This window comes from Autumnicola musiva (assembly GCF_031846585.1).
GTDB classification, from domain to species: domain Bacteria; phylum Bacteroidota; class Bacteroidia; order Flavobacteriales; family Flavobacteriaceae; genus Autumnicola; species Autumnicola musiva.
In genome coordinates this window covers 1-26,079 of the sequence record NZ_JAVRHK010000002.1, presented here as the reverse complement: position 1 = coordinate 26,079, position 26,079 = coordinate 1, and the positions used below count along the sequence as shown (strand labels likewise).

The 26,079-nt window shown below is 38.2% G+C and carries 28 protein-coding genes; 13 read left to right on the top strand and 15 right to left on the bottom strand.

What is annotated here, in order from left to right; translation table 11 throughout:
* Nucleotides 1-8 precede the first annotated feature (8 nt).
* The 4 genes from RM539_RS02435 to RM539_RS02420 all read left to right on the top strand — a co-directional run bounded on the left by RM539_RS02435 (nt 9) and on the right by RM539_RS02420 (nt 5,357).
* Complete coding sequence (locus tag RM539_RS02435; RefSeq protein WP_311501913.1) at nt 9-1,595, top strand: 4Fe-4S binding protein; 1,587 nt, start codon at nt 9-11, stop codon at nt 1,593-1,595.
* Nucleotides 1,596-1,763: 168 nt separating this feature from the next.
* The gene (locus RM539_RS02430) at nt 1,764-2,450 is read left to right on the top strand and encodes a glycosyltransferase family 2 protein (protein ID WP_311502281.1); all 687 of its coding nucleotides are present in this window, start codon (nt 1,764-1,766) and stop codon (nt 2,448-2,450) included.
* Nucleotides 2,450-3,916, top strand: a complete 1,467-nt coding sequence (locus RM539_RS02425; protein WP_311501912.1) for a cellulose synthase family protein — start codon at nt 2,450-2,452, stop codon at nt 3,914-3,916. The genes RM539_RS02430 and RM539_RS02425 overlap by 1 nt, the downstream gene beginning before the upstream one ends.
* Before the next feature lie 46 nt (nt 3,917-3,962).
* A complete protein-coding gene (locus RM539_RS02420; RefSeq protein WP_311501911.1) occupies nt 3,963-5,357 on the top strand; it encodes an MptA/MptB family glycosyltransferase in 1,395 nt (464 codons plus the stop codon).
* Here RM539_RS02420 and RM539_RS02415 read toward each other — a convergent pair.
* The 9 genes from RM539_RS02415 to RM539_RS02375 all read right to left on the bottom strand — a co-directional run bounded on the left by RM539_RS02415 (nt 5,322) and on the right by RM539_RS02375 (nt 14,583).
* Nucleotides 5,322-5,957 carry a lipid-A-disaccharide synthase N-terminal domain-containing protein gene (locus tag RM539_RS02415; protein ID WP_311501910.1) on the bottom strand — a complete coding sequence of 212 codons (636 nt, stop codon included), beginning with the start codon at nt 5,955-5,957 and terminating at the stop codon, nt 5,322-5,324. The genes RM539_RS02420 and RM539_RS02415 overlap by 36 nt on opposite strands.
* 99 nt (nt 5,958-6,056) lie before the next feature.
* Nucleotides 6,057-7,028 carry a deoxyhypusine synthase family protein gene (locus tag RM539_RS02410; RefSeq protein WP_311501909.1) on the bottom strand — a complete coding sequence of 324 codons (972 nt, stop codon included), beginning with the start codon at nt 7,026-7,028 and terminating at the stop codon, nt 6,057-6,059.
* A complete protein-coding gene (gene speB / locus RM539_RS02405; RefSeq protein ID WP_311501908.1) occupies nt 7,021-7,896 on the bottom strand; it encodes an agmatinase in 876 nt (291 codons plus the stop codon). Before speB ends, RM539_RS02410 begins: the two co-directional genes overlap by 8 nt.
* A 58-nt stretch (nt 7,897-7,954) precedes the next feature.
* The gene (locus RM539_RS02400; protein ID WP_311501907.1) at nt 7,955-9,358 is read right to left on the bottom strand and encodes an arginine decarboxylase; all 1,404 of its coding nucleotides are present in this window, start codon (nt 9,356-9,358) and stop codon (nt 7,955-7,957) included.
* A 353-nt stretch (nt 9,359-9,711) separates the two neighbouring features.
* Nucleotides 9,712-10,566: a pseudouridine synthase gene (locus tag RM539_RS02395; RefSeq protein WP_311501906.1), complete on the bottom strand. Its 855-nt coding sequence runs from the start codon at nt 10,564-10,566 to the stop codon at nt 9,712-9,714.
* A 109-nt stretch (nt 10,567-10,675) separates the two neighbouring features.
* Nucleotides 10,676-11,152: a nucleoside deaminase gene (locus RM539_RS02390; RefSeq protein ID WP_311501905.1), complete on the bottom strand. Its 477-nt coding sequence runs from the start codon at nt 11,150-11,152 to the stop codon at nt 10,676-10,678.
* A 275-nt stretch (nt 11,153-11,427) separates the two neighbouring features.
* Nucleotides 11,428-12,333: a geranylgeranylglycerol-phosphate geranylgeranyltransferase gene (locus RM539_RS02385; protein ID WP_311501904.1), complete on the bottom strand. Its 906-nt coding sequence runs from the start codon at nt 12,331-12,333 to the stop codon at nt 11,428-11,430.
* A 15-nt stretch (nt 12,334-12,348) separates the two neighbouring features.
* Nucleotides 12,349-13,287 (bottom strand): mevalonate kinase family protein, encoded by a 939-nt coding sequence (locus RM539_RS02380; RefSeq protein ID WP_311501903.1) that lies wholly within the window; start codon nt 13,285-13,287, stop codon nt 12,349-12,351.
* A gap of 204 nt (nt 13,288-13,491) precedes the next feature.
* The gene (locus RM539_RS02375) at nt 13,492-14,583 is read right to left on the bottom strand and encodes a diphosphomevalonate decarboxylase (RefSeq protein WP_311501902.1); all 1,092 of its coding nucleotides are present in this window, start codon (nt 14,581-14,583) and stop codon (nt 13,492-13,494) included.
* A 94-nt stretch (nt 14,584-14,677) separates the two neighbouring features.
* Here RM539_RS02375 and RM539_RS02370 point away from each other — a divergent pair, with 94 nt between their 5' ends.
* Nucleotides 14,678-15,160, top strand: coding sequence for a TspO/MBR family protein (locus RM539_RS02370; RefSeq protein WP_311501901.1), 483 nt, complete (start codon nt 14,678-14,680; stop codon nt 15,158-15,160).
* Here the strand turns inward: RM539_RS02370 and RM539_RS02365 are convergent.
* A complete protein-coding gene (locus RM539_RS02365; protein WP_311501900.1) occupies nt 15,147-16,364 on the bottom strand; it encodes a BaiN/RdsA family NAD(P)/FAD-dependent oxidoreductase in 1,218 nt (405 codons plus the stop codon). The two genes, RM539_RS02370 and RM539_RS02365, sit on opposite strands and share 14 nt — an antisense overlap.
* Nucleotides 16,365-16,491: 127 nt before the next feature.
* Nucleotides 16,492-17,178: a glycerophosphodiester phosphodiesterase gene (locus tag RM539_RS02360; RefSeq protein ID WP_311501899.1), complete on the bottom strand. Its 687-nt coding sequence runs from the start codon at nt 17,176-17,178 to the stop codon at nt 16,492-16,494.
* Nucleotides 17,179-17,365: 187 nt separating this feature from the next.
* Between RM539_RS02360 and RM539_RS02355 the strand changes: the two genes are divergently transcribed.
* From RM539_RS02355 to RM539_RS02345, 3 genes are read left to right on the top strand one after another with little or no spacing between them, the layout of a single operon-like run.
* A complete protein-coding gene (locus tag RM539_RS02355; RefSeq protein ID WP_311501898.1) occupies nt 17,366-18,214 on the top strand; it encodes an SDR family oxidoreductase in 849 nt (282 codons plus the stop codon).
* Between the two features lie 51 nt (nt 18,215-18,265).
* The gene (locus RM539_RS02350; RefSeq protein ID WP_311501897.1) at nt 18,266-18,787 is read left to right on the top strand and encodes a DUF421 domain-containing protein; all 522 of its coding nucleotides are present in this window, start codon (nt 18,266-18,268) and stop codon (nt 18,785-18,787) included.
* A 4-nt stretch (nt 18,788-18,791) separates the two neighbouring features.
* Complete coding sequence (locus tag RM539_RS02345; protein ID WP_311501896.1) at nt 18,792-19,058, top strand: SemiSWEET family sugar transporter; 267 nt, start codon at nt 18,792-18,794, stop codon at nt 19,056-19,058.
* Nucleotides 19,059-19,113: 55 nt separating this feature from the next.
* Here the strand turns inward: RM539_RS02345 and RM539_RS02340 are convergent, their stop codons facing one another.
* Nucleotides 19,114-19,554, bottom strand: a complete 441-nt coding sequence (locus RM539_RS02340; RefSeq protein WP_311501895.1) for a hypothetical protein — start codon at nt 19,552-19,554, stop codon at nt 19,114-19,116.
* Between the two features lie 180 nt (nt 19,555-19,734).
* On the opposite strand from RM539_RS02340, the gene gntA reads away from it, so the two are divergent.
* From gntA to RM539_RS02315, 5 genes are read left to right on the top strand one after another with little or no spacing between them, the layout of a single operon-like run.
* Nucleotides 19,735-20,436: a guanitoxin biosynthesis heme-dependent pre-guanitoxin N-hydroxylase GntA gene (gntA, locus tag RM539_RS02335; RefSeq protein WP_311501894.1), complete on the top strand. Its 702-nt coding sequence runs from the start codon at nt 19,735-19,737 to the stop codon at nt 20,434-20,436.
* A gap of 2 nt (nt 20,437-20,438) precedes the next feature.
* On the top strand, nt 20,439-21,053 hold the full coding sequence (locus RM539_RS02330; RefSeq protein WP_311501893.1) for an FMN-binding negative transcriptional regulator: 615 nt from the start codon (nt 20,439-20,441) through the stop codon (nt 21,051-21,053).
* A gap of 12 nt (nt 21,054-21,065) precedes the next feature.
* Nucleotides 21,066-21,668, top strand: a complete 603-nt coding sequence (locus RM539_RS02325; protein ID WP_311501892.1) for a DNA polymerase ligase N-terminal domain-containing protein — start codon at nt 21,066-21,068, stop codon at nt 21,666-21,668.
* Complete coding sequence (gene ligD / locus RM539_RS02320) at nt 21,658-22,572, top strand: non-homologous end-joining DNA ligase (protein WP_311501891.1); 915 nt, start codon at nt 21,658-21,660, stop codon at nt 22,570-22,572. The genes RM539_RS02325 and ligD overlap by 11 nt, the downstream gene beginning before the upstream one ends.
* 10 nt (nt 22,573-22,582) lie before the next feature.
* The gene (locus tag RM539_RS02315) at nt 22,583-23,164 is read left to right on the top strand and encodes a DUF1989 domain-containing protein (protein WP_311501890.1); all 582 of its coding nucleotides are present in this window, start codon (nt 22,583-22,585) and stop codon (nt 23,162-23,164) included.
* Here RM539_RS02315 and RM539_RS02310 read toward each other — a convergent pair.
* The 3 genes from RM539_RS02310 to RM539_RS02300 all read right to left on the bottom strand — a co-directional run bounded on the left by RM539_RS02310 (nt 23,161) and on the right by RM539_RS02300 (nt 25,682).
* Nucleotides 23,161-23,868: a TerC family protein gene (locus RM539_RS02310; protein ID WP_311501889.1), complete on the bottom strand. Its 708-nt coding sequence runs from the start codon at nt 23,866-23,868 to the stop codon at nt 23,161-23,163. The genes RM539_RS02315 and RM539_RS02310 overlap by 4 nt on opposite strands.
* A 162-nt stretch (nt 23,869-24,030) precedes the next feature.
* A complete protein-coding gene (locus RM539_RS02305; RefSeq protein WP_311501888.1) occupies nt 24,031-25,203 on the bottom strand; it encodes a PQQ-dependent sugar dehydrogenase in 1,173 nt (390 codons plus the stop codon).
* A gap of 224 nt (nt 25,204-25,427) precedes the next feature.
* Nucleotides 25,428-25,682, bottom strand: coding sequence for a hypothetical protein (locus tag RM539_RS02300; RefSeq protein WP_311501887.1), 255 nt, complete (start codon nt 25,680-25,682; stop codon nt 25,428-25,430).
* Nucleotides 25,683-26,079 lie beyond the last annotated feature (397 nt).

Genomic DNA, 26,079 nt, shown 5'->3' with positions numbered 1-26,079 from the left:
TCTAAAACATGAGCACAAAAATTCACCATAATATGTCCCTTACGGGAGAACCGCCAAAAACAATTTCCAATACTCAAAAAGTTGCTTCTGCGATTGGTTTGGTGGGATTGGCAATTCTTCTATTGTCCGCCTTTAACGTCAATTTTCCGAATAAAACCCTTTTTCTAAGTCTTTCAATTGGCCTGATAACTTTAGGAACTATAATTTTTGCCAACGACGCATACCTGGGAAAACATGCGGGGATTAAAAACAACGGGGTTTGGTTTAAATCGCTTAGCGGCCGTGGCTTTTGGGCATGGATATTAGGTATTGGCCTCACACTGCTCTATATTGTTCTCTATTGGTTTCCGGAATATCTGGGATTAAATCCTGATGGCGAAAACACCGGTCTCGTGGCTCTTTTTGATCCGCTTAGCCGGCTTATCAGCGGGAATCCCGCCAGCCAGTGGTTTATGTATGGCACGCTCTACACACTTGCCATTCTAATTTTTGGTTATAAATTTATTCTGAAGTACCGCCATAACCGGTACGAAGTTCTCCGCACTTTTTCAGTGATGTTTTTCCAGTTGGGCTTTGCATTCCTGATTCCTGAAATTCTGGTTCGGCTAAATCAGCCTTATTTCAATCCGGCTAATATCTGGCCGCTTAATTATGATCTTTTTGCCGATTATAAGCTGGAAACATTTTTTTCCGCAGGAAATATCGGAATGATAATGCTTTTTTTTGGCATTGCTTCCATTTTTGTAATTACTCCAATTCTAACTTATAAATACGGAAAACGTTGGTATTGTTCCTGGGTTTGCGGTTGTGGCGGATTAGCTGAAACTGCCGGCGATCCATATAGGCAGCTTTCAGATAAATCTTTAAAAGCCTGGAAAATCGAGCGCTGGGTAATACATAGCGTACTTGTATTTGTGGTGGTAATGACCATTGCTGTGGTCTATAGCTTTCTAAATGAAAATCCCGGTGAAACCTGGCTCACGAAAGATGTCTTTTTGTGGGGTTCTGCCGGTTTTCTAACACTCTTCTTCGCATTAATCATGATCTTTAAGAGGGAACAACTTGCTGAGGATGCCAAGCGTGGCGCCATTGCTTACCTGGCAATCATCCTCGCCATTATTGGCATTAATTATTTTAGCGGCAATGGAAACATTTTCTTTTTCCACGGGGGGCAATTGCGCCAGTGGTACGGTTTCTTGATTGGGGCTGCTTTTTCCGGGGTAATTGGGGTTGGATTTTATCCAATTTTCGGCAACAGGGTCTGGTGTCGCTTCGGCTGTCCCATGGCTGCTATTTTGGGAATGCAACAGCGGCTATTTTCTCGTTTCAGAATTACTACCAACGGTGGCCAATGTATTTCCTGCGGGAATTGCTCTACCTATTGCGAGATGGGAATAGATGTTAGGGCGTATGCTCAAAAAGGGCAAAATGTGGTGCGTTCCAGTTGTGTTGGCTGCGGAATTTGCTCTGCAGTCTGCCCTCGTGGTGTTTTAAAACTGGAAGATGGTCCGCAGGAAGGCCGGATTAATTCTGAAGAAGTATTGCTGGGAAATGATGTGGATCTAATGGACTTAATTAAGCAGAAAAGCAAATAATTGTAAGTAAAGCCTTTTATTTGCGTACCAATTATTAGTTTCCGGGAGAGCTTCAAAAAACCTCAAATTTCAATGCCCCCAAATCAAGAACCTCGTGGCAAGCCAACGATGGATGAATTGAAAAAAAAAATTAATAAATCCGAGGCAAATCGGGAATTAAGCCCCTCAATGAGGGTGAAAGTTATTATTCCTGCATTTAATGAGGCGGCATCTATTGGTAAGGTAATCTCAGAAATTCCTGAAGTGGTAGATGAAGTGGTTGTGGTAAACAACAATTCCACCGATGCTACCGAAAAAAATGCGGAAGCTGCCGGCGCCACTGTTTTATTCGAGCCAAGAAAAGGTTATGGTTATGCCTGCCTTAAAGGAATGGAATATCTCGCGGAGCAGACTGTTAAACCCGATATTGTTGTTTTTCTTGATGGCGATTACAGTGATTATCCTTCAGAATTAACAAAAATCACCGCTCCTATAATTGATGATAATATTGATTTTGTGGTAGGTGCCCGGGTAAAGAGATTGCGCGATAAAGGCTCTATGACTTTCCCCCAGATTTTTGGAAACTGGCTGGCCACTTCCCTTATGAAACTTTTCTTTAATGCCCGCTTTACAGATCTTGGACCTTTTAGAGCAATAAAATATAAAAAATTGCTTGTGCTGAACATGCAGGACAAAACCTATGGCTGGACGATAGAAATGCAGTTAAAAGCTATAAAACAACATCTCACTTACACTGAAATTCCTGTACGTTACAAAAACCGCATTGGTATTTCCAAAGTTTCGGGCACGGTTAAAGGCGCTATCTTTGCAGGTGTAAAGATCCTGGGGTGGATTTTTAAATACAGCTTTAAATAATGGATTTAGCCATTATCATAATATATACCCTTGCCCTGCTGCTGATTTTCTTTTACAGCATATCGCAGTTACAGCTGCTGCTGAATTATATAAAATCCAAAAAATCAGGGGAAACTTCTGAAAAATTTAATTTTTCTAATGATTCCGAAATCCCAACTGTTACCATTCAGTTGCCTCTGTATAATGAAATATATGTTGTAGAACGCTTGCTGAAAAACATTGCTGAGATTGATTATCCCCGGGAAAAACTGGAAATCCAGGTCTTGGATGATTCCACCGATGAGTCTTTGAAAAAAACCAGAGCGATTGTTCAGGAATTGAAAAAATCGGGGTTGGATATTCAGCATATCACCAGGAAGGACCGAAAAGGATTTAAAGCCGGCGCTTTAAGAGAAGGCCTTAAAACTGCAAATGGAGAATTTATTGCCATTTTTGACTCCGATTTTTTACCGAACAGAGACTGGCTTTTAAAAACGGTGCTATATTTTAAAGATCCAACCATTGGAGTGGTACAAACCCGCTGGGGGCATTTAAACCGAAATTATTCCCTTCTTACCAAAATCCAGGCATTTGCCCTTGATTTTCATTTTATCCTGGAACAAACAGGACGGAATTTCGGTAAGCATTTTATCAATTTTAATGGAACCGCCGGAGTCTGGAGAAAACAATGTATTCTTGAAGCCGGTAACTGGAGCGGAGATACTTTAACCGAAGACCTGGATTTGAGTTACCGGGCGCAGCTTAAAAACTGGCAATTTAAATATCTTGAAGAAGTAGAAACCCCCGCTGAGCTACCCATAGTAATGAGTGCGGCAAAATCGCAGCAGTTTCGCTGGAATAAAGGTGGTGCTGAAAATTTCAGAAAAAACTATTCTAAAATTTTTAAGAATAAAGGAATATCTGCAAAAACTAAATTTCATGCTTTTTTTCATCTGCTTAATTCCAGCATGTTCCTTATTGTGCTTTTATTAGCCATTTTAAGTGTGCCGGTACTTTTTATAAAAAACCATAATGCGCAATTGGGCTGGTACTTTAATGTAGCTGCCTTTTTTGCAATCAGTACCATAATTTTCATTTTTTGCTATTACGCAGCCTGGTCAAAAATCCACGGAAAAGGCCTTAAAAGCTTCTTTAATTTCGTGGCTATGTTTTTCACATTTTTCTCAGTAGCCATGGGTTTTTCAGTTCATAATTCACTGGCCGTGCTGGAAGGACACTTCGGAAAAAAATCTGCTTTTGTACGTACACCAAAATTTAATATTGATTCGTTAAAGACCTCCTGGAAAGACAATAAATATATTTCACGGAATATTTCAGGAAACACAATCCTTGAAATTTTGTGTTTCTTATATTTTGGCTTTGCAATTTACAGTGCCTTTTTACTAAACGACTTTAGCCTGATCATTTTTCACCTGATGCTCTTCGCAGGCTTCGGTTTTGTGATTTTTAGATCTGTAAAAATATAAATAACTGGCCATGGAGGTTTCAAAAATCTGCCAGGCCGGAAAATAAATGAACCTGGAATTCATAAAATATCACAAGTTTTCCATTTTAATGTTGCTTGCCGCAGCGGCTTTCTACTATTCATTTGGTTATGACCTGGCGAGGGAAGATTTCATGAAGCTCATAAGCCTTTATGCCGGCTTGTTTTTTATCAGTTTTAAACTTGTTCAATTAGAAAAACCTAATTTTTGGTTCCTGGCAGGAGCAGCCATTTTTTTCCGGCTTTTATTCCTTTTTGCCCTGCCGAATCTATCCCAGGACTTTTACCGCTTTATCTGGGATGGAAGATTAATAGTTGAAGGCTTTAATCCATTTTTACATTTGCCCGTAGAATGGGCCGGTGAACAGCCAAAAATTCAAGGGCAGGCAGAGCTGATTCAGGAAATGGGAACATTAAGTGCTGCAAATTTCACTAATTATCCGCCGCTAAACCAGTTCTTTTTTACCGTTGCCGCTTTTTTATCAGGGAAAAGCATATCGGGTGCCGTGGTGGTGATGCGGGTAATAACTATCGCAGCAGATTTAGGGATATTGTACTTCGGAAGAAAACTTCTTACAGCTTTAAAACTGCCAGAACACAGGATTTTCTGGTATATTCTCAATCCCTTTATCATCATAGAATTTACCGGAAATCTGCATTTTGAAGGAGTAATGCTGTTTTTCCTAATCTGGTCATTCTATTTATTATATCGAAAGAAATGGATATGGGCAGCTTTGCTCTTAGGCCTTTCCATTTCTGTTAAGCTATTACCACTTATACTTCTGCCTTTATTTTTGAAGTTCTTCCGAAGAAATAATAGAAAAGAAATTCCCTCTTTAGGAAATATTGATCTCCCAAAACTGATTGCATTCTACGCCATTATAATATCTATGGTTGTTCTTACATTTGTGCCATTTTTCTCTGAAGAAATTCTGCGGAACTTTTTTCAAAGCATTGGCCTGTGGTTTGGCAAATTCGAATTCAACGCCAGTGTATTTTATATCATCCGCTGGATTGGTTTTCAGTTTACCGGTTATAATGTTATTGTTTATGTGGGGAAAATATTACCTTTAATTACACTATTAATTCTAACTGCACTGGCATTTGGCAAAAAAAGAATAACTTTTCAGTCGTTCCTCACTACTTTTCTCTTCGGGATTAGCGCATATTTTTTTTTAAGCACCACCGTTCATCCCTGGTATATAGCCACTCCCCTGTTGCTTTCAGTCTTCACCACTTACCGATATGTAATTTTATGGTCTTTTATGGTTATATTAAGCTACTCCGCATATAGTAATCCTCAATTTCAGGAAAATTCCTGGCTTATTGCTGCGGAATATCTCAGTGTCATTGGCGTTTTTATATTTGAAGTTTTGCGCCAAGAAAATTTAATTACTGGCTTTAGCTTCCGTTCTCTTAGATAGGTAAAGATCTCGTGTATAAATTATTCCGCCAAAAAAATGCGCGGAGATTAGAACCGGATCTTTTCTGAAAATTCCGTAGGTAAACAATAGTGAGGAACCCATAAGACTCAGAATCCAAAAACCTTTCGGCAAAGTTGATTTATGAAATTTCTCGGCATAATACCACTGGTAGAAAAATCTGCAGGTGTAAACCAACTGTCCAAATATTCCTAAAGCGATCATCCAGGGAGCGATATTATCTCCTTTAACAAGGTCTTTCCAGTCCAGCCTTCCGAAGATAGCTATATAGGAAATGATAAGAATTGGAAAGAGCACAACAAGCAGTTTAAAGATAAAACGGCGGTTTTTCCATTCGTTTTGAATACTCAGGTTCCTCCAGTAGACACCATAAATTAAAAACTGTCCCAGCATAATGGCCAGGTCTTCTCTCAAATACCCGTAGGTAAATAAAAGGATAGACGCAAGAAGACTAAGTTTCCAGAACATTACCGGAGTTTCAACTTTTTTGGCTTTTTCAGAAAGAAACCATTGGGAAACAAGCCTGGCAGAGAATAAAAGCTGGGCCATAAAGCCAATTGCAAAAGTTATCCATTGATTCATTCGGGAAATATTTATAAGCGGCCGGGTAGGCCAATGAAAAAAGCTGTTCAATATATTAAAAGCGATATTGAACAGCCTTTGTTTATAATAAACGTTGTATTACATATCCAACAAATAAGCAAATACAAGCGGCGCCACAATGGTGGCATCACTTTCTATAATATGTTTTGGAGTATCTATATCCAGTTTTCCCCAGGTAATTTTTTCATTGGGAACTGCTCCGGAATATGACCCATAACTGGTTGTTGAATCTGAAATCTGGCAGAAATAGCTCCAGAAAGGAGTATCTGTTCTTTCCATATCCTGATAAAGCATTGGCACCACGCAAATTGGGAAATCTCCGGCAATTCCACCTCCAATCTGAAAGAAACCAATCCCGCTTTTACTGTTTTCAGTATACCAGTCGGCAAGGAAGGTCATATACTCTATCCCGGATTTCATGGTAGAGGGTTTTAACTCATCTTTTAAACAATAGGAAGCGAAAATATTACCCAAAGTACTGTCTTCCCAGCCCGGCACCACTATCGGCAGATTTTTCTCTGCAGCGGCATACATCCAGGAATCCTTCAGGTCAATTTCGTAATGCTCTTCCAAAACCCCGGAAAGCAATAACTTGTATATATACTCATGCGGAAAATACCGCTCACCTTTTTCTTCAGCTTCTTTCCAGATTTTCACAATATGCTGCTGAATCCTGCGGAAAGCTTCTTCTTCAGGAATACAGGTATCGGTCACACGGTTCAGGCCCTGCTCGAGCAAATCCCATTCTTCTTTGGGAGTAAGATCACGATAATTAGGCACGCGTTTGTAATGTGAATGAGCAACAAGATTCATTACATCTTCCTCCAAATTAGCGCCGGTACAGGAAATGATTTGCACTTTATCCTGACGGATCATTTCAGCAAATATTTTCCCCAATTCTGCCGTACTCATGGCACCAGCCAGCGAAACCAGCATTTTTGAACCTTTGTTCAGCTGCTTTTCATAATCTTTTGCTGCATCTACCAGGGCTGCAGAATTAAAATGTAAGTAATACTTTTCAATAAATTGCGAGATTGCACCTTTACTCATCTTCGTCGTCTTCGTTATAATTTGAATATTTGAATTTGTAACTCAGCATTTTATAATAAAGTTTGGCTGCTAGAAAATCTGAAGATTTTTCATTCTTATTCGGGCATAGCTCCACAATATCAAAACCGACTACATTTTTCTTCTTAAACATCATTTTCAGGAATTCCAGTGTCTCATACCAGAATAATCCACCTGGTTCAGGAGTCCCTGTAGATGGCATAATAGAAGGATCAAAAGCATCAAGATCTATGGTAATAAATACGTTTGGCGTCATTTGTCCAATAGCATCATCCTGCCAGTCTTCATAAAGATCATGGGCAAAATAAACCTGATTTTCATCCATATAGTCTTTTTCAGAAATATCCATAGAACGGATTCCCACCTGCACCAAATTAGTGTTTTTACTGGCTTCATGCATTGCACAGGCATGGTTACATTTAGAACCATCATATTCCGGCCTTAGATCTGCATGGGCGTCAATCTGCACCACGGTAAGGTCTTCAAAAGCTTCATTAAAAGCACGTACAGAACCTATGGAAACAGAGTGCTCGCCCCCAAAAAGCGTCACGAATTTCTCCTGTTTTATATAATTCTTTGTCGTTTTATAAACCGCCTCCACCATTTTTTCTGGAGAAGCATTTTCAGTTACGGGCGGTGCCAGGTATATTCCTTTCTTATAAACCTCGCTTCGTGTTTCAATATCATAAAGCTCCATGTTTTCCGAAGCTTCCAAAAATGCATCAGGACCCTTATCTGCTCCTTTCTGCCACGTGCTGGTTCCGTCGTAAGGGACAGGAATCAATACCACCTTTGCATCATCTATACGGGCGTATTTATCTGGTATCCCTGCGTAATTCTTTTTGCTCATTGCTAGTTGTTGATTGTTTTAAACTGAATGTTTTATATGAACTAAAGTTATAAAATTTTTATTTGCCTGAACCATAACCTAATATATTCAGCATATCTTCTACATCTTGTTGCTGGCTAAAGACTTCGGTACTTATATTGCCTTCTTTATCTCTATCTATTAAAATATGTTTTGGCTGCGGAATAAGGCAATGCTGTAATCCGCCAAAGCCACCAATAGTTTCCTGATAAGCCCCGGTATTGAAGAAACCGATATAAAGTGGTTTATCTCTTTTAAACTTTGGAAGATAAATGGCGTTAGTATTTTGTTCAGAATTATAATAATCGTCGCTGTCACAGGTTAATCCACCCAGCAGCACCCTTTCATATTCCTCGTTCCAGCGGTTTACAGCAAGCATTACAAATTTTTTGCTGATAGCCCAGGTATCTGGTAAAGTGGTGATAAAGGAAGAATTGATCATATTCCATTTTTCACGGTCATTTTGTTGCTTCTGATAAAGGATTTCATAAATGGCACCACCGCTTTCGCCTACAGTAAAACTACCAAATTCTGTGAAAATATGCGGCACGTCCACATCTGCTTCCTCACATGCCAACTTGATCTGATTAATAATTTCATCTACCATATAGGCGTAGTCATAATCAAAAGCAAGCGAATTTTTTATAGGAAATCCACCACCAATATTTAAACTATCCAGACTGGGACAAATCTTTTTCAGGTTAATGTAAACCTTTAAACATTTGTTCAGCTCGTTCCAGTAGTACGCTGTATCCCGGATGCCGGTATTGATAAAAAAATGAAGCATCCTGAGGTTCACCTTGTCATTATTCTTTATCTTCTGATTATAAAAAGGAACAATATCCTTATACCCAATGCCCAGCCTTGAGGTGTAAAATTCGAATTTTGGTTCTTCTTCCGAAGCTATTCGAATGCCTACTTCAAAATCATCGTTTATTTTATCACCCAGCAAATCTATTTCCTCATAATTGTCAATTATAGGAATACAATTCTTATGGCCTTCATTTAGTAAGCGGGAAATATTGGCTACGTACTGGTCTCTTTTAAAACCATTGCAGATTACAAAAGTTTCATCGGTAATTTTCCCTGAAGCTTTTAATTTCTCCACGATATTAATATCAAAAGCAGAGGAAGTTTCAATATGTATATCATTTTTAAGCGCTTCATTTAGCACATGCTCAAAATGGGAACTTTTTGTACAATAGCAATAATTGTAATTACCCGGATAATCATGTTTTTCAATAGCCTGTTGAAACCACTTCTTCGCACGATTTATATTTTCAGAAATTCTGGGCAAATAGGTGAACTTTAGCGGAGCACCATATTTTTCTACCAGCTTCATCAAATCGATATCGTGAAAATGCAGGCTGTTTTCTTGAAGTGTAAATTCTTCCTGAGGGAAATAATAAGTCTGGTCTATGAGATCGCTATACTTGGTATTCAATGGATTAGTTTAATTTTAAAAGGTAAAAATCAGATATTAATTTATAGTACCAAAAAATATGGATGGTAAATTCTTGTTAAGAAAATTCCGGTAGCACCCAACCCTGCTCCAACTTTTTGTATGCAAAGCAATACTTTGCGCTGAGCGTCCTTGGTTTGAAGAGAAAAGAAATTATCACTTTTTTGAAATCTTTATCATCAACAGTTTTAACCTTTTCTGATTGGAGTATAAATGTATAAAAATATCTCAAATACTTTCCGAAGAAATTTTCTGAATAGATACTTTAGAAGTGTAAAACTATCATCAGAAAATTCCCGCTTTGCAGCAAGAACAGAAACTCTGCCCCCTGGGAATTAAAGATTACGAAGATTGATTATTTCCTGATTGGTAAGGGTACGAAACCGGCTTCGTGGCAGATCTTTTTTGGTAAGGCCGCCAAATACCACCCGGTCCAGCTTTACCACCTCGTATCCAAGACTTTTAAAAAGTTTCTGAACAATATGTGGCTTTATACTTTTTATTTCCAGTCCAATTTCATTCTTCGGCCGATCTGATACATAACTTACGTCCTGGACGGTAAGTTTACTTTTTTCAATATAAAGCCCCTCTCTTATCTTCTCAAGGTCCTCCTGCGAAAGGTTTTTATTCAATTCCACATGATAAATCTGGCGGATACCATTTTTTGGTTTTGCCAGGCTTTTTGCCAGCGCCCCATCATTAGTAAAAAGCAGAAGGCCGGTAGCCTGGGTATCCAACTTCCCAACAGGATCAAGTTTGGATTTTGATGCTTTGCCCATAATATCCATAACCGTGCGGCCGCCCTTCTCTATACTTCCCGTAGTAAAAAAACCTTTAGGTTTATTGAGCAGAAAATATTCAGGTTTGTCCGGGCTTATACTTCGGCCGTCAAATTTCACTTCATCATTCAACTGCACCTTATAACCCATTTCAGTAACCGTTTTGCCGTTTACAGTAACGTTTCCGGCTGAAATGAAAATATCAGCATCCCTTCTTGAGCAAACTCCGCCATTGGCAATATATTTATTCAGGCGAATCCCACCTGCTTCTGATTTAGATTTTTGTCCTGCCCGTGGGCCGGAGTTCTTGTTAACAGGAGCGTTCCCACGAGAATAAGATTTCTTTCGCTCTCCGTCATGCTGCCGTCCACTCATACTTCCTTTTGAGGATTTGTCGTTTCTACTGCCCATATTGATATTTTTTGCAAAGATACTCGATAGATTCCGAGTTGAATAAAATTTGTAAAAAGATTTAGTGGAGATTGGATCCCCACAGTTTCAAAAGATATAATTTCAGACTCTAATATTCTATTCGGTTGGCCTTTTGCTGCCATTTTTGAAATACATGCAGCCCTTCTTCCCTGGCCATTTTTACAAATTTAATACGACGCGATCCCATATCTTTTTCAATTTCATCATAAATGAATTGATCGTCAAAACCAATTTCAGCGGCATCATCGCGATCCAAAGCATAATAAACCTCATCTGGCCTGGCCCAGTAAATTGCACCCAGGCACATAGGGCAGGGCTCGCAGGAAGTATATAAAATACAGCCATCCAACTGGAAATCATTTAATTTTTCGCAGGCTTTTCTAATCGCCACCACTTCAGCATGGGCTGTAGGATCTTTGGTAGAAGTCACTCTGTTGTATGCTTCAGCTATTATTTCATTATCTTTTACTATTACCGCACCAAACGGGCCGCCGGCGCCTTCATCCATTCCTTTTTCAGCAAGCGCTATGGCCTGCTTCAGGAAATCTTCATGAGTTTTTTTCATTTAACAAAATTTACAATCGCTTCTATTTTCTTCTGAACCTCTCAACTAATCCCGTCTGACGCCCGGGCTAACTTTAGGTGACAATTTTTTCTGAACGGTTGATCCTTCAATTGAGGGTTCAAAATTAATCAAAATCAATGTTCTGTTGCTTCTAAGCCGAAAGATTCTTCCGAAGGAATAAAAACTAAATATATTAGGACAAGCGCGCGAAGCTTGAATCGCAAACCATCCTAAAATTTCGAGATAAGTCTTAAGAAATAAACCTTCAATGAGAATTAAAACACCCGGTTCAGTACCTCATCCGGATCAATAAGTAAAATGCTGAAGACTCCTGCAACAATGATTAGTTTCAAAATATTATGAAGCACCAAATACTGCCATTTTGCTTTGCTGAAGTAAAGAAACAACAGGAAAAACACCAACAATCCCAGTGAAACATAAAAATAATATTCCATATAACCTATTTCAAACCTCGTGCTAAGCAGCATAAGCGGCACCACCGCAATAACCGAAAGCGCCGAAAGAAAAAATTTGCTCCATTTTTCACCATAAACCAGGGGAATGGTTTGATAATTTTGCACCAGATCACCCTGCATATTTTCAAGATCTTTCACTAACTCCCGCATTACAATCATTAAATAAAGAAATGTAGCATGAATAAAAATAACAGTTTCAAAATTTCTGTAGTAGATAAATATTGCAAAAAACGGACTTATTGTTAGGATGGAAGCTACCAGGTTGCCAAGAAAAAGGATTTTTTTGAGCCGGTGGGAATAAAACCAGATCACAAAAATGTACAGGGAGAAAAAGACCACCGCACGAAATGAAACATAACTGGCAAAAAAAATCGCGGCAAAATTCAGAATAAAGTAGACAGAAAGTTTTGTACGCTGACTCACTATTCGGTCCAGCATAGTCTTCTTTGGCCGGTTTATAAGGTCTTTTTCACTATCGTAAAAATTGTTGATAATGTATCCCGACGCAATAACTGTTGCGGTGGAAAGTATCAAAAAAAACAGGTTATCATCAAAAATAACAGCCCTTAAGGGCAAATCATGAGCCAGAATAAAGGCTGAAGTTAGATATTGTGCAATGATTACAATTAGGATGTTGTAACCACGAACCACAGAAAATAAACTAAGCAACTTAAGCAAAAAGCGTTTGTTCATTAAAGCCGCCATGTTAACCCTGAAGTTCTAAAAGTTATAGACTACTTCTAAATTATAGCCTTTAAGTGCTTTTTTAGCTTTTTCTATATCCTCTGTAAAACCTAAAATATATCCACCGCCGCCGGAACCACAAAGTTTCAGGTAATAATCGTTGGTATCAATCCCGTGTTTCCAGATCTTATGGAATTTCGCCGGAATCATAGGTTTAAAATTATCCAGCACCACATGAGAAAGACTTTTTACATTTTTAAACAGAGATTTTACATCACCTTTTAAAAAATCTTCCACACAGGCATCGGTATGTTTAACAAACTGGTCCTTTAGCATTTTGCGGAAAGGCTCCTGTTTCATATTCTCCATAAAAATGTTGACCATTGGGCCGGTTTCCCCGGTTATTCCGCTATCGATCAAAAATACCGCCCCTGTTCCTTTTTCAGTTTGGGAAGGAATTCCTGCAGGCTCTATATTGTTCCCGGAATTAATAAGGATGGGAATACTTAAATAGGAGTTGAGCGGATCAAGTCCCGAAGACTTCCCATGGAAGAAAGATTCCATTTCGCCAAAGATTTTTTTCAGCTTAAGCAATTTGTCCCGGGTAAGATTTTCAAGAACAGTAATTTTATCTGTGGCATATTTATCATAGATAGCCGCCACAAGTGCACCGCTGCTCCCCACTCCATAGCCTTGCGGAATACTGGAATCAAAATACATGCCTTTGGCAATATCTGCATTCAGGTTTTCAATATCGAAATGCACTAATTCCGGATTTTTTTGCTGCAGTTCCTTTAAATGATTTGCGAACCGCTGCAAATTTATATTAGATCTTTTTGCCTCTTCTGAAGGATCCTCCGAAACTTTCAAAGCCCCGTTATAAAAATTATAAGGGATAGATAAGCCCTTGGAATCTTTAATAATCCCGTACTCCCCGAAAAGAAGAATTTTTGAATAAAATAAAGGTCCTTTCATAAATTTTAAATTGAGAATTGTTAATGGACAATTGATAATTATATTTGCTTTGCTGTTTTAATAATAGCAATCAATAATTTCAAAATTTCCTGAATGTCTCTCTGCGAATCCAGATACTTTTCTTTTCTTTTATAAATTAACAACCTTTGCGGAGAATAAAAAGCTTTTTGTTTTGATAACATTTTCCCTCTCCATTGTACATTATCAATTATCCATTGGCAACTGTATTGCTCCGCTTCCCACTTGGTCGCAAATATACTGCCCATTTTCACAATAGGCAACTAACTCATTCTTAATGAATTCAAAAATTTCATATTTATCCTTTTCAGGATAAAGCACATGCACATTTGCCCCTGCATCTAAGGTGAAACATACCGGCAGACTACTCTGCCTCCTGAAATCCCAGATTTTATTGATTATTTCAAGCGTATCTGGCTTCATCAGTATAAAATAAGGCATACTGCTCATCATCATGGAATGCAGGGAAAGGGCTTCGTTTTCCACAATTTTGATGAATTCCTCCAGGTTACCTTCTGCCAAAACCGAATTTAAATCAGCAAGATTTCTCCCGGCTTGCTTAAACCGGGCTTCCGCAAAAGGATGGCCATGCATTAAATTATGGCCAACACTGCTACTCACTTCTTTCCTGCCCTTATCAACCAATAAAATAGTATCCTGATAATTTTTGAAATTTGTATGAACATGATTGGGATAAGGAATCCCAAAAAAATCACTGCTGCCTTTAATTTCCTGATGTTTCCCCCAAACTACAAGTTCTCCTTCAATACTGCGGCAGGCACTTCCTGAACCCAAACGGGATAAAAAAGATGCTTTTTTTATGAAAAATTCCGCAGAAATGTTGGGGTTCAGTTTTTTTTCAATACTCATTAAACAAAGAGCCAAAGCGCTCATCCCACTGGCCGAAGAAGCAATCCCGCTACTGTGTGGAAAGGTATTTTCAGAATGAATTTGTAAAGAATACTCCTTCAGAAAAGGACAGTATCTTTCAATTCGCTTAAAAAAAGTATTAATCTTAGGTTTAAAATCTTCTTTTTTACTGCCTTCAAAGAAAATATCAAAGTCAAAATCAGACCCCGGCTTTTTCTTTTGAAAATCGAGCTGTGTGAGCGTTTTACAATGATCCAGCGTAAAACTCACCGATGGATTGGCTGGAATTTGATGCTTCTTTTTGCCCCAGTATTTCACCAGCGCAATGTTGCTTGGAGACTGCCATTTAAAGCTACCACTTTCAACAGGTTGTAAATATTTCTTTGGAACAAACTCCTCTACGATCATTTCAAAAATTTCAACAAAGGTAAACTTTTATGCTGTTGAATTCTAAAGGAGAAATTCAAATAAATTTTTAAATTAGTATGGAAAACCAACCATAATGAGCAATAAACTACTCATACGCAGCACTATTGCCGTAGCTGTCTGCCTGCTTTTCGGCTTTCTTACCGGGATAGCTACAGAAGCCGGAATCTCGCAATGGTATACAGAGCTCGAGAAGCCACGGTTTCATCCGCCGGCCTGGATCTTTAATCCCGCGTGGCTCATCATGTATTTTTTAATGGGAATTGCCGCAGGATTGGTGTGGCACAAAGGCTTCTATCACAAATGGGTAAAAGTGGCACTTTATCATTTTGGGTTTCAACTGCTGCTTAGTGCTTTTTGGTCGGTATTATTTTTTGGACTCCACCGCCCGTTATGGGCCTTACTGGATATCGCCACCCTTTTTATTCTTGTTCTTATCACTATTAAATGGTTCAGGATAATTAGCAGCAAAGCCATATATCTAATGATCCCCTATGCAATTTGGGTACTTTTTATTGCGGTGGTAAATTTTGAAGTGTGGCGTCTTAATTCCCTTTAGCAGCCATTGCTTTTGCAGCAATAAAGCCACCGGTCCAGGCATTTTGAAAATTATATCCCCCGGTAACTGCATCAATATTTAAAACTTCACCTGCAAAAAACAAATTTTCATGAAGTTTGCTTTCAAAAGACTTGAAATTCACCTCTTTAAGGTCCACTCCGCCGCAAGTAACAAATTCTTCTTTAAATGTGCTTTTCCCGTTTACCTTAAATTTAGCTTCAGTTAACTGGGCAGACAAAGCCAGGAGCTGAGTTTTATTAATATTGGCCCAAATATCTTTTTCCGCTATACCCGAAGCCGCTACCAGGTTTTGCCATAAACGTTTTGGCAGGTCAAATTGGGCATTTTTAAGTACCTGCTGTTTAGCAAGATCAAACTTTAACCTTTTCAAGTTTTCCAGAATTTCTTCGGAAGAAAAGCCGGGCAGCCAATTCACCAGTATTTGAAACTGGTAACTTCTTTGGTGTAATTTTCTTGCACCCCAGGCCGATAATTTTAAAATAGCGGGGCCGCTTAACCCCCAGTGGGTAATTAACAGCGGCCCTTCATCCTGAAGTTTCTCTCCCTGCACTTTTACTTCAGCATAAGTTGAAATCCCGGGAAGACTCTTAATCCGTTCGTCACTAATATTAAAGGTGAATAGCGAAGGGACGGCAGTATTAACATTATGTCCCAGCTTTTGCAGCAAATTCCATATTTTAGGATTACTGCCCGTCGCCATTACTATTTTTTCTGCGGAATAAACCGTTTTTGAAGTTTTTAATTCCCAGCATTCACCTGCTTCCCGTATAGATTTAAGCGTTTCACTTTTCTTTATCTCAATTTTTAGCCTTTCTGCTTCGGAAAGAAAACAGTTTATAATGGTTTCTGAAGTATCTGAAACCGGGAACATTCTTCCGTCTTCTTCAGTTTTTAGATCCACACCGCGTTCTTCAAACCAGGCAATGGTGTCGCCGGTCATAAACTGATGAAACGGCCCGCGCAGCTCCTTTTCTCCTCTTGGATAATTTTTAACCAATTCCTTCGGAATAAATTCGGCGTGTGTAACATTACAGCGTCCTCCACCTGAAATTCGAACTTTGGTAAGAACTTCTTTCCCACGTTCAAGAATAAGGATTTTTGCTCCCGGAGTCATTTCCGCAGCATTTATAGCGGTAAAAAACCCGGCTGCTCCGCCACCAATTATTATAATGTCGTATCTCAATTGTTTGTTGTTTGTTGTCTGTTGTCTGTTGTCTGTTGTCTGTTAATAGTTTTGAAAAACTTTTAACTCAAATCTCACTCTTCACTTTTCCCACTTCTAACCTCTAACCTCGTACTTTTACACCAAATTACAGTCTGTCCGGAAAGTCTGAAATAATTCCGTTCACACCAAACTCTTTCATTCTGGCAATTGCATCAGGTTCGTTTACCGTCCATACATTCACATTAAAACCTTCGGCCTGAGCCTGCTTCACATTATCCCTGGTAACAATACCCACGGAAGGATGAATAGCTGATGCGCGGAGATCTCTCCCCAGGTGTATGGCTTCGGTTAAACTGGCTTTACTTAAAACCCCAATTGGAATATTATTATCCTGTTTTCTTACTTCAAAAAGTTCATTCTTCTGAAAACTGGAAAGGATAAAGTCTTCATAGTCCCATTTGCCCTTTTTGATATGTTCCTGCACTATTTTGCAAACGGCTTCTGCAGTATTTAAGCCCTTCAGCTCAATATTAATTGCGCATTTTTCTTCTATAAGTTCCAAAACTTCAGTAAGCAGCGGAATCTTGTATTTTCCTTCTACTTGTAAAATCTTCAGAAGTTCCCAGTCCTTTTTGGCAATTTCGCCACTGCCATTGGTGGTTCGGTCTAAAGTAAAATCATGGATTACCACAATTTCTCCTGAAGCACATCGGTGCACATCAATTTCTATCATCTCCACTCCAAAAGCAATCGCTTTTTCAATACTTTCCAGCGTATTTTCAGCAAGATGACCTTTTGCTCCCCGATGGCCAATTTTTGTAATCGAATTCATATGACAAATGTATTTATTTAGCTGAAAAGCATTTCCTTTCTGCCTACTAAAATCGATTTTAGAAAGACTTAATATCACTTAACATTTTATTTGATACAGGCCTTCCTAATTTTAGATCAATTTTACCTTCAGCACTAAAAGATTATGAAGGGTACAATTAACTACAAATCGTATAAAATCTGAAGCTATGACACAGTCAAAAAATTTTCCGCAGCAGGACCAGAGTCAGCCGGGCGATCAAAACCAGATGAATCCCGAGCCAAAAATCATCAGGGAAAATTATAAAGGCAGCAATAAACTTGAAGGAAAAACTGCTTTTATAACAGGTGGTGACAGCGGAATTGGCCGTAGTGTGGCCGTGCATTTTGCCCGGGAAGGAGCCGATGTGGCAATTATTTATCTTGAAGAAGACGATGATGCTCTACAAACCAAAAAAATGGTAGAACAGGAAGGCAGAAAATGTCTTATTATTGAAGGGGATTTAAAGAAAGAGGAATTTAGCAAAGAGGCCATTCAAAAAAGCATCTCTGAATTTGGCAAAATTGATATCCTAGTGAACAATGCCGCCGTTCAGTTTCCGCAGGAAAACATTGAAGATATCACCACAGACCAAATGAAGGAAACTTTCGAGACAAATATTTATCCTTATTTCTTTCTTGTAAAGGAGGCACTTAAACACCTGAAAGAAGACAGCTGCATAATTAACACCACCTCTGTCACTTCCTACCGGGGCAGCTCCCATTTGCTTGATTACTCCAGCACTAAAGGGGCCATCACTACTTTTACCAGATCTCTTTCAAAAATGCTGGTTAGTAAAAAGATAAGAGTAAATGCTGTTGCTCCCGGCCCAATCTGGACTCCTTTAATTCCATCTACTTTTGGTGATATTAAAGATTTTGGAAAAAAAGTTCCTATGGGAAGGGCTGGACAACCTTCGGAAGTTGCACCTGCTTATGTATTTCTGGCCAGTGAAGACAGTAGCTATATTACAGGGCAGGTAATTCATATAAATGGCGGGGAACAAATTGGAGGTTAAACCTTCATTTTGTTGTAAATTACACCAAAAGAGATTTTTTAAATAGTATTTATGGATAAATGGTTTGGTAGCTCCTGGGAATCCCTGGCTGCAATATGTATAACGGGAATCGGCATCTATGCAGCAGTAATTATCTTTACCCGAATTACCGGGAAACGCAGTTTTTCCAAAATGTCCAGTTTCGATTTTGCCATGACAGTGGCCGTGGGGTCCATTATCGCCTCCACCCTTTTAACGGCTTCTGTTACTTTAATACAAGGTATTGTGGGCCTGGGGGTAATTTACATGCTACAGATTTCTATTGCCTTTTTAAGACGGTTTAAAATTATAAGCGATCATGTGGATAATTCTCCTTTGCTCCTCATGGACAGGACAGAAATCCTTAGGGATAACCTGAAAAAAGCCCGGGTGACTGAAGGAGATGTGCGGTCAAAATTAAGGGAGGCCAATGTGCTGAATTTATCCCAGGTAAGAGCGGTAATATTTGAAACTACGGGAGATATTTCGGTTTTACACAGTAATGATGAAAATGAGGAATTAGAGGAATGGCTTATAAAAGATGTAAAACGCTGATATAATGCTGAGCTGGACAGATATATTGGGAATAGTTGCGGGAATTTGCACAACGGTTTCAGTAATACCACAGATTAGAAAAGCCTGGAAAACTAAAAAAGTGGATGATGTTTCTCCTTTTATGTTCGGGATTTTAATGCTTGGTGTATTCCTTTGGGTTATCTACGGAATTACTCAAAATGATATTCCTATAATTACCACTAACGGGGCTTCCCTGGCCTTGAATTCCTTTATGCTTTACCTTATGGTAAGATTCAGAAAGAAGAAATAATTACTGACATTCATGATGAAGATTAATTCTAACAGATTTCTGGATTTCAATATTTTTAATAGCCATACATGAACACCAAGCTTGCACTAATCCCAAAAAGAATATGTGCCAAAAGTAACTGAAGAAAATAGGATTTCAACTCTATTTCAGGAGGGTTTTCATTAAGAACAAACATTATTTTCCAGCCACCAATTCCAATAAGGCCGGCACCAAAACCGAAAATAATTCCGCTAAGAAGCGAAATTTCTACAGAAAAAAAATTCCAGAGTAAGCTAAAAATAACAACAAAAAAGAAGCCTATTGAATAGTGAATTATCCATCCTGCAAAACTGGTTTTTCCAACTTCAACAGGAAAGATGCTACTCCTACTAATTAACATGTTTAGCAACTCCGGCGGCCGAAACTGCCCACGCTTTACTGCGGCACATATATATGTAAAAATTGTCATCACAGATGTGGAAATAACACTTGCAAATAGTATCACATAAAAATTCATATTCAATTTTTTAGTAGCTTAAATATATCACATATCTACAAGATTTAACCCGAATAGGAAGGAACTTAACACTAATGCCTTACTCTAGTTAATCTTCACTAAAAATAGCATTAAGATATTCTTAAAGTCTTTCAACAAAAGGCTCCAAGATTTTAAATTTAGCAAAAACCCTTTCTATAAATGATCACAAAAGAAGTAAAATCGCAAAAAGTAAAGCTTTCCGTTGATAAAACTGGAAAAGAGATGAAAGAAATTTTTCAGAATTTTATTATAAAAGACAATCATCCCTGTGTAATGGCACAAACTGTTTTTAGTATGGATCACGTAGACTTTCATACCTATGAAAGTTTTGGTTCCAAAAAGGCAGCTCAGGAAATACTCGCAGATTTAAAAAAATATATAGAAAATTATGATTTTGAGTCAAATGTCTTTTTCACTTTTATGGCTGCTTTTAAAGGCCGTAAAAATTTCAGCGAAGAGCAATTTGAACAATTACTATGGAAACAGCTCCAGTTTCTTCACGAAGTTGATGATACACCATGGGATCCTAATGTAAGCAAAGATCCCGAGAGCAATAAATTTAGTTTTAGCCTTGGCGGAAGGGCTTTTTATATTGTAGGGCTACATCCTAAAAGTTCAAGAAAAGCCAGGCAAAGTCCGTTTCCAACCATTGCTTTTAACCTGCACTGGCAATTTGAAAAGTTAAGGGAAATGGGCACCTATCAAACTGTACGAAATAAAATAAGGGAAAGGGACACACAATTACAGGGAAATATTAATCCTATGCTGGAAGATTTTGGAAAAAACAGTGAAGCGAGACAGTATAGCGGCAGAAAAGTTGGAGAAGAATGGAAATGTCCTTTTCTTAACGGGAAATTGTAAAAATGTATAAAAGGGGTAAATATCAAAAGACCGATAAGAATTATATCTTTGATTTTATAAACAACCACCCATTTGCCACTTTTGTATTACAGGGGAATCGGCTGCTTGCAACTCATATCCCTATGCTTACAAAAGGAAGCCCTGATAATTATATTTTGTACGGCCATATTGCCTATAACAGTGAGCAGTATCAATATTTAAAAGATGGCATTGAAGCCCTGCTTATTTTCCATGGAGCTCATGACTATGTTTCATCTTCATGGTATAAGGAAAAAGATATAAGCACATGGGATTATTCCGCAGTTCATGTAAATGTGAGGTTAAAACTGCAAAGCAGGGAAGAATTGGAACAATCACTTAATGAGTTGGTGGAACATTTTGAAAAAGATCAGAAAAACCCCATTTATTATAAAGATCTTCCTGAAGATATGTTGAAAGAACATTTACCACTCATTACAGGATTTTGGTGTGAACCCGTAAAAACGGAAGCTATTGCAAAATTACATCAGGGATTTGAGAAAGAAGATCTGGAGTCGGTAACCCGGCATTTACAACAAAAGGAAAACAGCCATAGCCAGAAATTAAAGCAGGATATTGAGAAGGAGAATAATATGTAAATAGTTTAGACTATGGCGGCAAAAAGCTTATTGAAAAAATATCAGGAAAAACGAAATTTTGATATTTCTTCCGAACCTTTTGGAGACCCTGAAATCGCAAAAGGTAAAAAGGATATTTTTGTTATTCAAAAACATGATGCCTCTAACCTGCATTATGATTTCAGGCTTTTGGTAGACGGAGTTTTAAAAAGCTGGGCTATACCTTCAACAAACCCAAAAGATAAGCGCCTGGCAATTGCAACAGAAGATCATCCTGTTGAATATGCCGATTTTGAAGGGGTTATTCCTAAAAACCAATACGGCGGCGGAACCGTAATGGTTTGGGATACCGGCACATATAAAATTAAGAAAAAAGACAAAGAAGGAAATCTAATTCCCTTAGAAAACCAGCTGAAAAATGGCAGAGCAAGTTTTGTCCTGAACGGGAAAAAAATGCAGGGAGGTTACAGTCTTATCAGGATAAAACAAGGTGAAGATGAACAATGGCTCCTCAAAAAATCTGATGATGATAAAGCTGATGCAAGAAAAAACCCGGTAAGTACAGAAAATAAATCAGTGCTCACCGGCAGAACGATTGACCAGATTAAAAAAGCTTCAGAAAAAGATGGCAACTGAAAAGTATAAGGGGAAATTCGAGTTCGAAATCACCAAACAGGAAAAAGTGTTTTTTCCCGGGGAAGGTTATACAAAAGGTGACCTGATTGAATATTATGAAAAAATAGCCGAAGTCATGCTTCCGCACCTGGAAAACAGGCCAATTACCATGTTACGATTTCCTAATGGGATTGAAAACAAAAGGTTTTTTCAGAAAGACGAACCCGATTATTTTCCGGACTGGATCAACACCATAAAAATTGAAAAGCAGGATGGCGGCTCTACCTGCTATGTTCTTTGCAACAACAAACCCACTCTGATTTATTTAGCCAATCAGGCTTGTATAACGCCCCATATCTGGCTAAGCAAAAAAGACGAGCCGGATTATCCCGACAGGATGATTTTTGACCTGGATCCTTCCGAAGATAATTTTGCTGAAGTAAAATCTGCCGCACTTATTTTTAAAAAATTTCTTACTGAGAAACTGAATTTACCAGTTTTCCTTATGAACACTGGTTCCCGGGGCCTCCATTTGGCAATACCATTAAGACCGCAAAAGAACTTTGATGAAGTAAGAGGTTTTGCCCAGGAGATTACCATCTACCTTGAAAAACAACATCCAGAGAAATTTACCACGGCCACAAGAAAAAATAAGCGTGAAAATAAGCTTTACCTGGATGTGGCCAGGAACGGCATGGGGCAAACCACAGTGGCACCCTACTCAATAAGGCCAATACCCGGTGCACCTATAGCAACACCTATAGATTGGCAGGAATTATCTACCCTGGATACTGCTCAAAAATATAATATAAAGAATATTTTTCGTAGAATGGGAAGAAAAGAAGATCCATGGAAGAACATAGAAAATTTAGCAACTACTTTGGATGCTGCCAAAACGGCATTTGAGAAAATTATTAAAGAATAAAAAACACAGAATGACACAGGTAATCGAGAAGCAAACAGGCGCAGCTTTCAGAATAAAAAAAGGACAAAAGTTAAAAGTAACCGATCCCAAAGGCCAGCAGGTAAGCGATTTGGTATTATTTAATGCTGAAGACAAAAGGGAAAAAATTTCCAGCGGAAAAACCCTGGATTTTGAGGAGAGCATCCTTATAAGCCGCGGAAACTTTCTCTGGAGCAATCGAAGCCAGAAAATGATGAAAATACTTGAAGACACGAACGGGCGTAATGATTTCCTCCTGGCTCCCTGCAGCCCTGAAACTTTTCAAATTATGTACAATAATTCTGAATATCACCCCAGCTGTTTTGAAAATCTTCATACCAACCTCAAAAAATTTGACATTGAACCTGATGATATCCCCACAGCATTTAACATATTTATGAATGTACAATTTGATAAAAACGGGAAATTAAGCGTTGATCCCCCACTAAGTAAAGCAGGGGATTTTGTTCTTTTTGAAGCACGGATGGATTTGATAGTAGGCTTAACCGCCTGCTCTGCCGAAGACAGCAACAATGGCAGTTTTAAGCCCATCCACTACGAGGTTATAGATTAAACATTTTTCTTACGGTACCGCATATTCAACATTTCAATGGTAAGCGAGAAGAATACGGCAAAGTAAATATAACCTTTGGGAACATGATAGTGTGCTCCTTCCACAATGAGCATTACACCAATTAATATTAAAAATGAGAGCGCCAAAATCTGAATTGTGGGGTGATTATTCACAAATTCACCTACAGGTTTAGCGAATATCATCATTACAATTATTGCTATTATCACAGCTATTACCATTAAGATTATTTCTTCAGTAAGTCCTACTGCTGTTAGTATGGAGTCAAAAGAAAAAACAAGATCCAGTAATACAATTTGGGCAATAGCCGAGCTAAAGGAACTTACCTTTCTTACCGATTGCTCGCCTTCCTGACCTTCTACTTTATGATGAATTTCAAGTGTACTTTTAACGAGCAGGAAAATACCACCGGCAATTAAAATAAGATCCCTCCAACTAAGATCAAAGCTGCTTATTGTCATTACAGGCTCTGTTAATCCAATAATCCAGGTTATACTTAGAAGCAGAAGAATACGTGTGATAAGGGCCAGAGAGAGTCCACCCAGGCGGGCTTTTTTCTGCTGATTTTCAGGCAGTCTTCCAGCTACAAGTGATATAAAAATTATATTATCAATCCCAAGAACTATTTCCAAAAATGTTAGTGTGAGCAGAGCTACCCAGGTATCGGGCTGTAAGAATATTTCCATATTAAAAAGCGGATGAAGATTTTGAAATAAAGGTCCAAATTAGGAAAAATGGATTAAACTGAATTTAGTTTAGCTCAACTTTATCTTTACATTTAACTACAATTCCAGGGCTTCTATTTTGTTTTATAAATTAATTCTTCCTTTACAGATCGTATTTTTGATTTATTCCTGATAACTAAGCCTGTAGATAATACCGGTCTCATCATCTGCAATTAATACCGACCCATCCTGAAGCTCAACTAATCCCACAGGCCTGCCAAATTGGGAAGATCCATCTTTGCTTAAAAATCCGGTGACGAAATCTTCAGCTTTTGCAGCTTTACCATCTGCAAAGCTAACTTTCATTAACTTATAACCTGAAGCAGGTTTCCTGTTCCACGAACCGTGAAAAGAAACTATAGCTGAGTTTTCATATTCCTCGGGAAACATATTTCCCTTATAAAAAATCATATCCATAGGTGCACTATGTGCGGTGAAGAGCAGTTCAGGATAAGTAGTTTTTTTAGCATATTCCTCCCATGTTGTTTTTGGAGGTTCATCGGCTTTATTAAATTTTCCATCAGCGTATATATATGGCCAGCCATAATTATTACCTTCTTCGATCCTATTTAACTCTTCTTTTTGATCATCATCTCCCAGCCAGTCAATACCATGATCCATACCATACAATGCTCCGGTTTCAGGATGCCATTGAAAACCAATGGTATTACGAAGCCCTGTAGCAAAAATTGTTCGTTCCCCCGTTTCAGGATTTACTTTCAAAATAGTCGCATTTTCCTCCCTGGTCTCTGCGCAGGCATTACAGGTGCTTCCTACGGATACATACAACATCCCATCTGGCCCAAATTCTATAGTACGATTTGGATGCTGACCTCCATCTGGTAGATTTTTAACAAATTTTTCCAGCTCTCCTATAGAACCATCGTTATTAATCTCAGCTTTAAAAATATCATTAACGGTAATGAGATAAAAAGTATTACCCTTTATAGCCACACCATGTGCACCCTCTTTTGTTACCACAGTATTTTGGATGTCTGCCTTTCCGTCCCCATTTTCATCCTTCAAAAGCACTACATCTCCCTGGCGGCGGGTAACATAAACATCTCCGGATTCGCTTACCGCCATCATCCTGGGTTTTTCCAGGTTTTCAGCAAATTTCTGAATCTTGAATCCTTCCGGCATTTCAAGGGAACTGAGCTTATCTTCCGTGGGGTTAACTTTTTCAGGCTTATAAATATGCCCAATTTTCTCTTCGGAAATCACCCCTTTTTCCTGGGAAATACAATTAATTGTTCCCACAATTAAAAATATGAACGGGATTAAATTTATTTTCATAGCTTCTCATTTTAAATAAAGCCTGAAGTTAGATTTAAAATGCAGCAATCTTCGTTAAATACTGGTTAATACGTGTTTAAAATTTCTCTAAAACTAAAAATAGTACCGATGAGGTTTATATACAGGTGTTCTTTCATTAAGAAACGCTCGCATACGTTAAGAAATTTCTTATCTGTCAATTAGCTAAATACGGCAATTATCGATTATTATATATCTTACATTCGCTAAAACTTACAGCAATGTTTACAAAGCCTTACATACTTAAACTTTTCCTGTCCCGCGATAAGCGCTTTTTCAATATGCTCAAAATGGCCTAATTTTATGCGTTCCCTTTCTTCCGGTAACAACTCACAGAATTCAGTATGAATTACATGCAGGTTATTTATCCTTATTTTCTTTGCAATATAAAAGCAGGAAACACCTTCTTTATTTTGTAAAGGTAGAAGGATATGGTTTATCAATAAGGTTTTGAAAGTCAATTCATACAATTTTCAACTAAATTATAAATCTGTTTTACAACAAATGTTTAATGAAAATTATGAAGTGCAATTTGATTTTATGAAAAGGTTAATTTAAAGGCGTTTGCCAATCTATTTCCACAAATTATTTACAATACACAGTCCTTATCTCCTGGTCTTCCAGCTTTCTCGGATCAAGGTTATGATAAAAACAAGATCGGTTTCAACTAAAATATAATAAAAATAAAAAAGCCCTTCATTCCTGAAGAGCTTTTTGTGCGGGCGAGAGGATTGGAATGCAAAGAAAAAAATTCCTTTTTCAGGAGATAGACGAAAATTATTTAGGGTGGTTTATACATTATCTTAAGCATGAAACAAAGTACAAACCCAGGAAAGAGATGAAATGCTAAGAGTATTG

Bases quoted from the DNA above. Each gene is read 5' to 3' on its own strand.
- RM539_RS02435 (WP_311501913.1), top strand. From the start codon at position 9: ATGAGCACAAAAATTCACCATAATATGTCCCTTACGGGAGAACCGCCA.
- RM539_RS02430 (WP_311502281.1), top strand. From the start codon at position 1,764: ATGAGGGTGAAAGTTATTATTCCTGCATTTAATGAGGCGGCATCTATT.
- RM539_RS02425 (WP_311501912.1), top strand. From the start codon at position 2,450: ATGGATTTAGCCATTATCATAATATATACCCTTGCCCTGCTGCTGATT.
- RM539_RS02420 (WP_311501911.1), top strand. From the start codon at position 3,963: ATGAACCTGGAATTCATAAAATATCACAAGTTTTCCATTTTAATGTTG.
- RM539_RS02415 (WP_311501910.1), bottom strand. From the start codon at position 5,957: ATGAATCAATGGATAACTTTTGCAATTGGCTTTATGGCCCAGCTTTTA.
- RM539_RS02410 (WP_311501909.1), bottom strand. From the start codon at position 7,028: ATGAGTAAAGGTGCAATCTCGCAATTTATTGAAAAGTATTACTTACAT.
- speB (WP_311501908.1), bottom strand. From the start codon at position 7,896: ATGAGCAAAAAGAATTACGCAGGGATACCAGATAAATACGCCCGTATA.
- RM539_RS02395 (WP_311501906.1), bottom strand. From the start codon at position 10,566: ATGGGCAGTAGAAACGACAAATCCTCAAAAGGAAGTATGAGTGGACGG.
- RM539_RS02390 (WP_311501905.1), bottom strand. From the start codon at position 11,152: ATGAAAAAAACTCATGAAGATTTCCTGAAGCAGGCCATAGCGCTTGCT.
- RM539_RS02385 (WP_311501904.1), bottom strand. From the start codon at position 12,333: ATGGCGGCTTTAATGAACAAACGCTTTTTGCTTAAGTTGCTTAGTTTA.
- RM539_RS02380 (WP_311501903.1), bottom strand. From the start codon at position 13,287: ATGAAAGGACCTTTATTTTATTCAAAAATTCTTCTTTTCGGGGAGTAC.
- RM539_RS02375 (WP_311501902.1), bottom strand. From the start codon at position 14,583: ATGATCGTAGAGGAGTTTGTTCCAAAGAAATATTTACAACCTGTTGAA.
- RM539_RS02370 (WP_311501901.1), top strand. From the start codon at position 14,678: ATGAGCAATAAACTACTCATACGCAGCACTATTGCCGTAGCTGTCTGC.
- RM539_RS02360 (WP_311501899.1), bottom strand. From the start codon at position 17,178: ATGAATTCGATTACAAAAATTGGCCATCGGGGAGCAAAAGGTCATCTT.
- RM539_RS02355 (WP_311501898.1), top strand. From the start codon at position 17,366: ATGACACAGTCAAAAAATTTTCCGCAGCAGGACCAGAGTCAGCCGGGC.
- RM539_RS02350 (WP_311501897.1), top strand. From the start codon at position 18,266: ATGGATAAATGGTTTGGTAGCTCCTGGGAATCCCTGGCTGCAATATGT.
- RM539_RS02345 (WP_311501896.1), top strand. From the start codon at position 18,792: ATGCTGAGCTGGACAGATATATTGGGAATAGTTGCGGGAATTTGCACA.
- RM539_RS02340 (WP_311501895.1), bottom strand. From the start codon at position 19,554: ATGAATTTTTATGTGATACTATTTGCAAGTGTTATTTCCACATCTGTG.
- gntA (WP_311501894.1), top strand. From the start codon at position 19,735: ATGATCACAAAAGAAGTAAAATCGCAAAAAGTAAAGCTTTCCGTTGAT.
- RM539_RS02330 (WP_311501893.1), top strand. From the start codon at position 20,439: ATGTATAAAAGGGGTAAATATCAAAAGACCGATAAGAATTATATCTTT.
- RM539_RS02325 (WP_311501892.1), top strand. From the start codon at position 21,066: ATGGCGGCAAAAAGCTTATTGAAAAAATATCAGGAAAAACGAAATTTT.
- ligD (WP_311501891.1), top strand. From the start codon at position 21,658: ATGGCAACTGAAAAGTATAAGGGGAAATTCGAGTTCGAAATCACCAAA.
- RM539_RS02315 (WP_311501890.1), top strand. From the start codon at position 22,583: ATGACACAGGTAATCGAGAAGCAAACAGGCGCAGCTTTCAGAATAAAA.
- RM539_RS02310 (WP_311501889.1), bottom strand. From the start codon at position 23,868: ATGGAAATATTCTTACAGCCCGATACCTGGGTAGCTCTGCTCACACTA.
- RM539_RS02305 (WP_311501888.1), bottom strand. From the start codon at position 25,203: ATGAAAATAAATTTAATCCCGTTCATATTTTTAATTGTGGGAACAATT.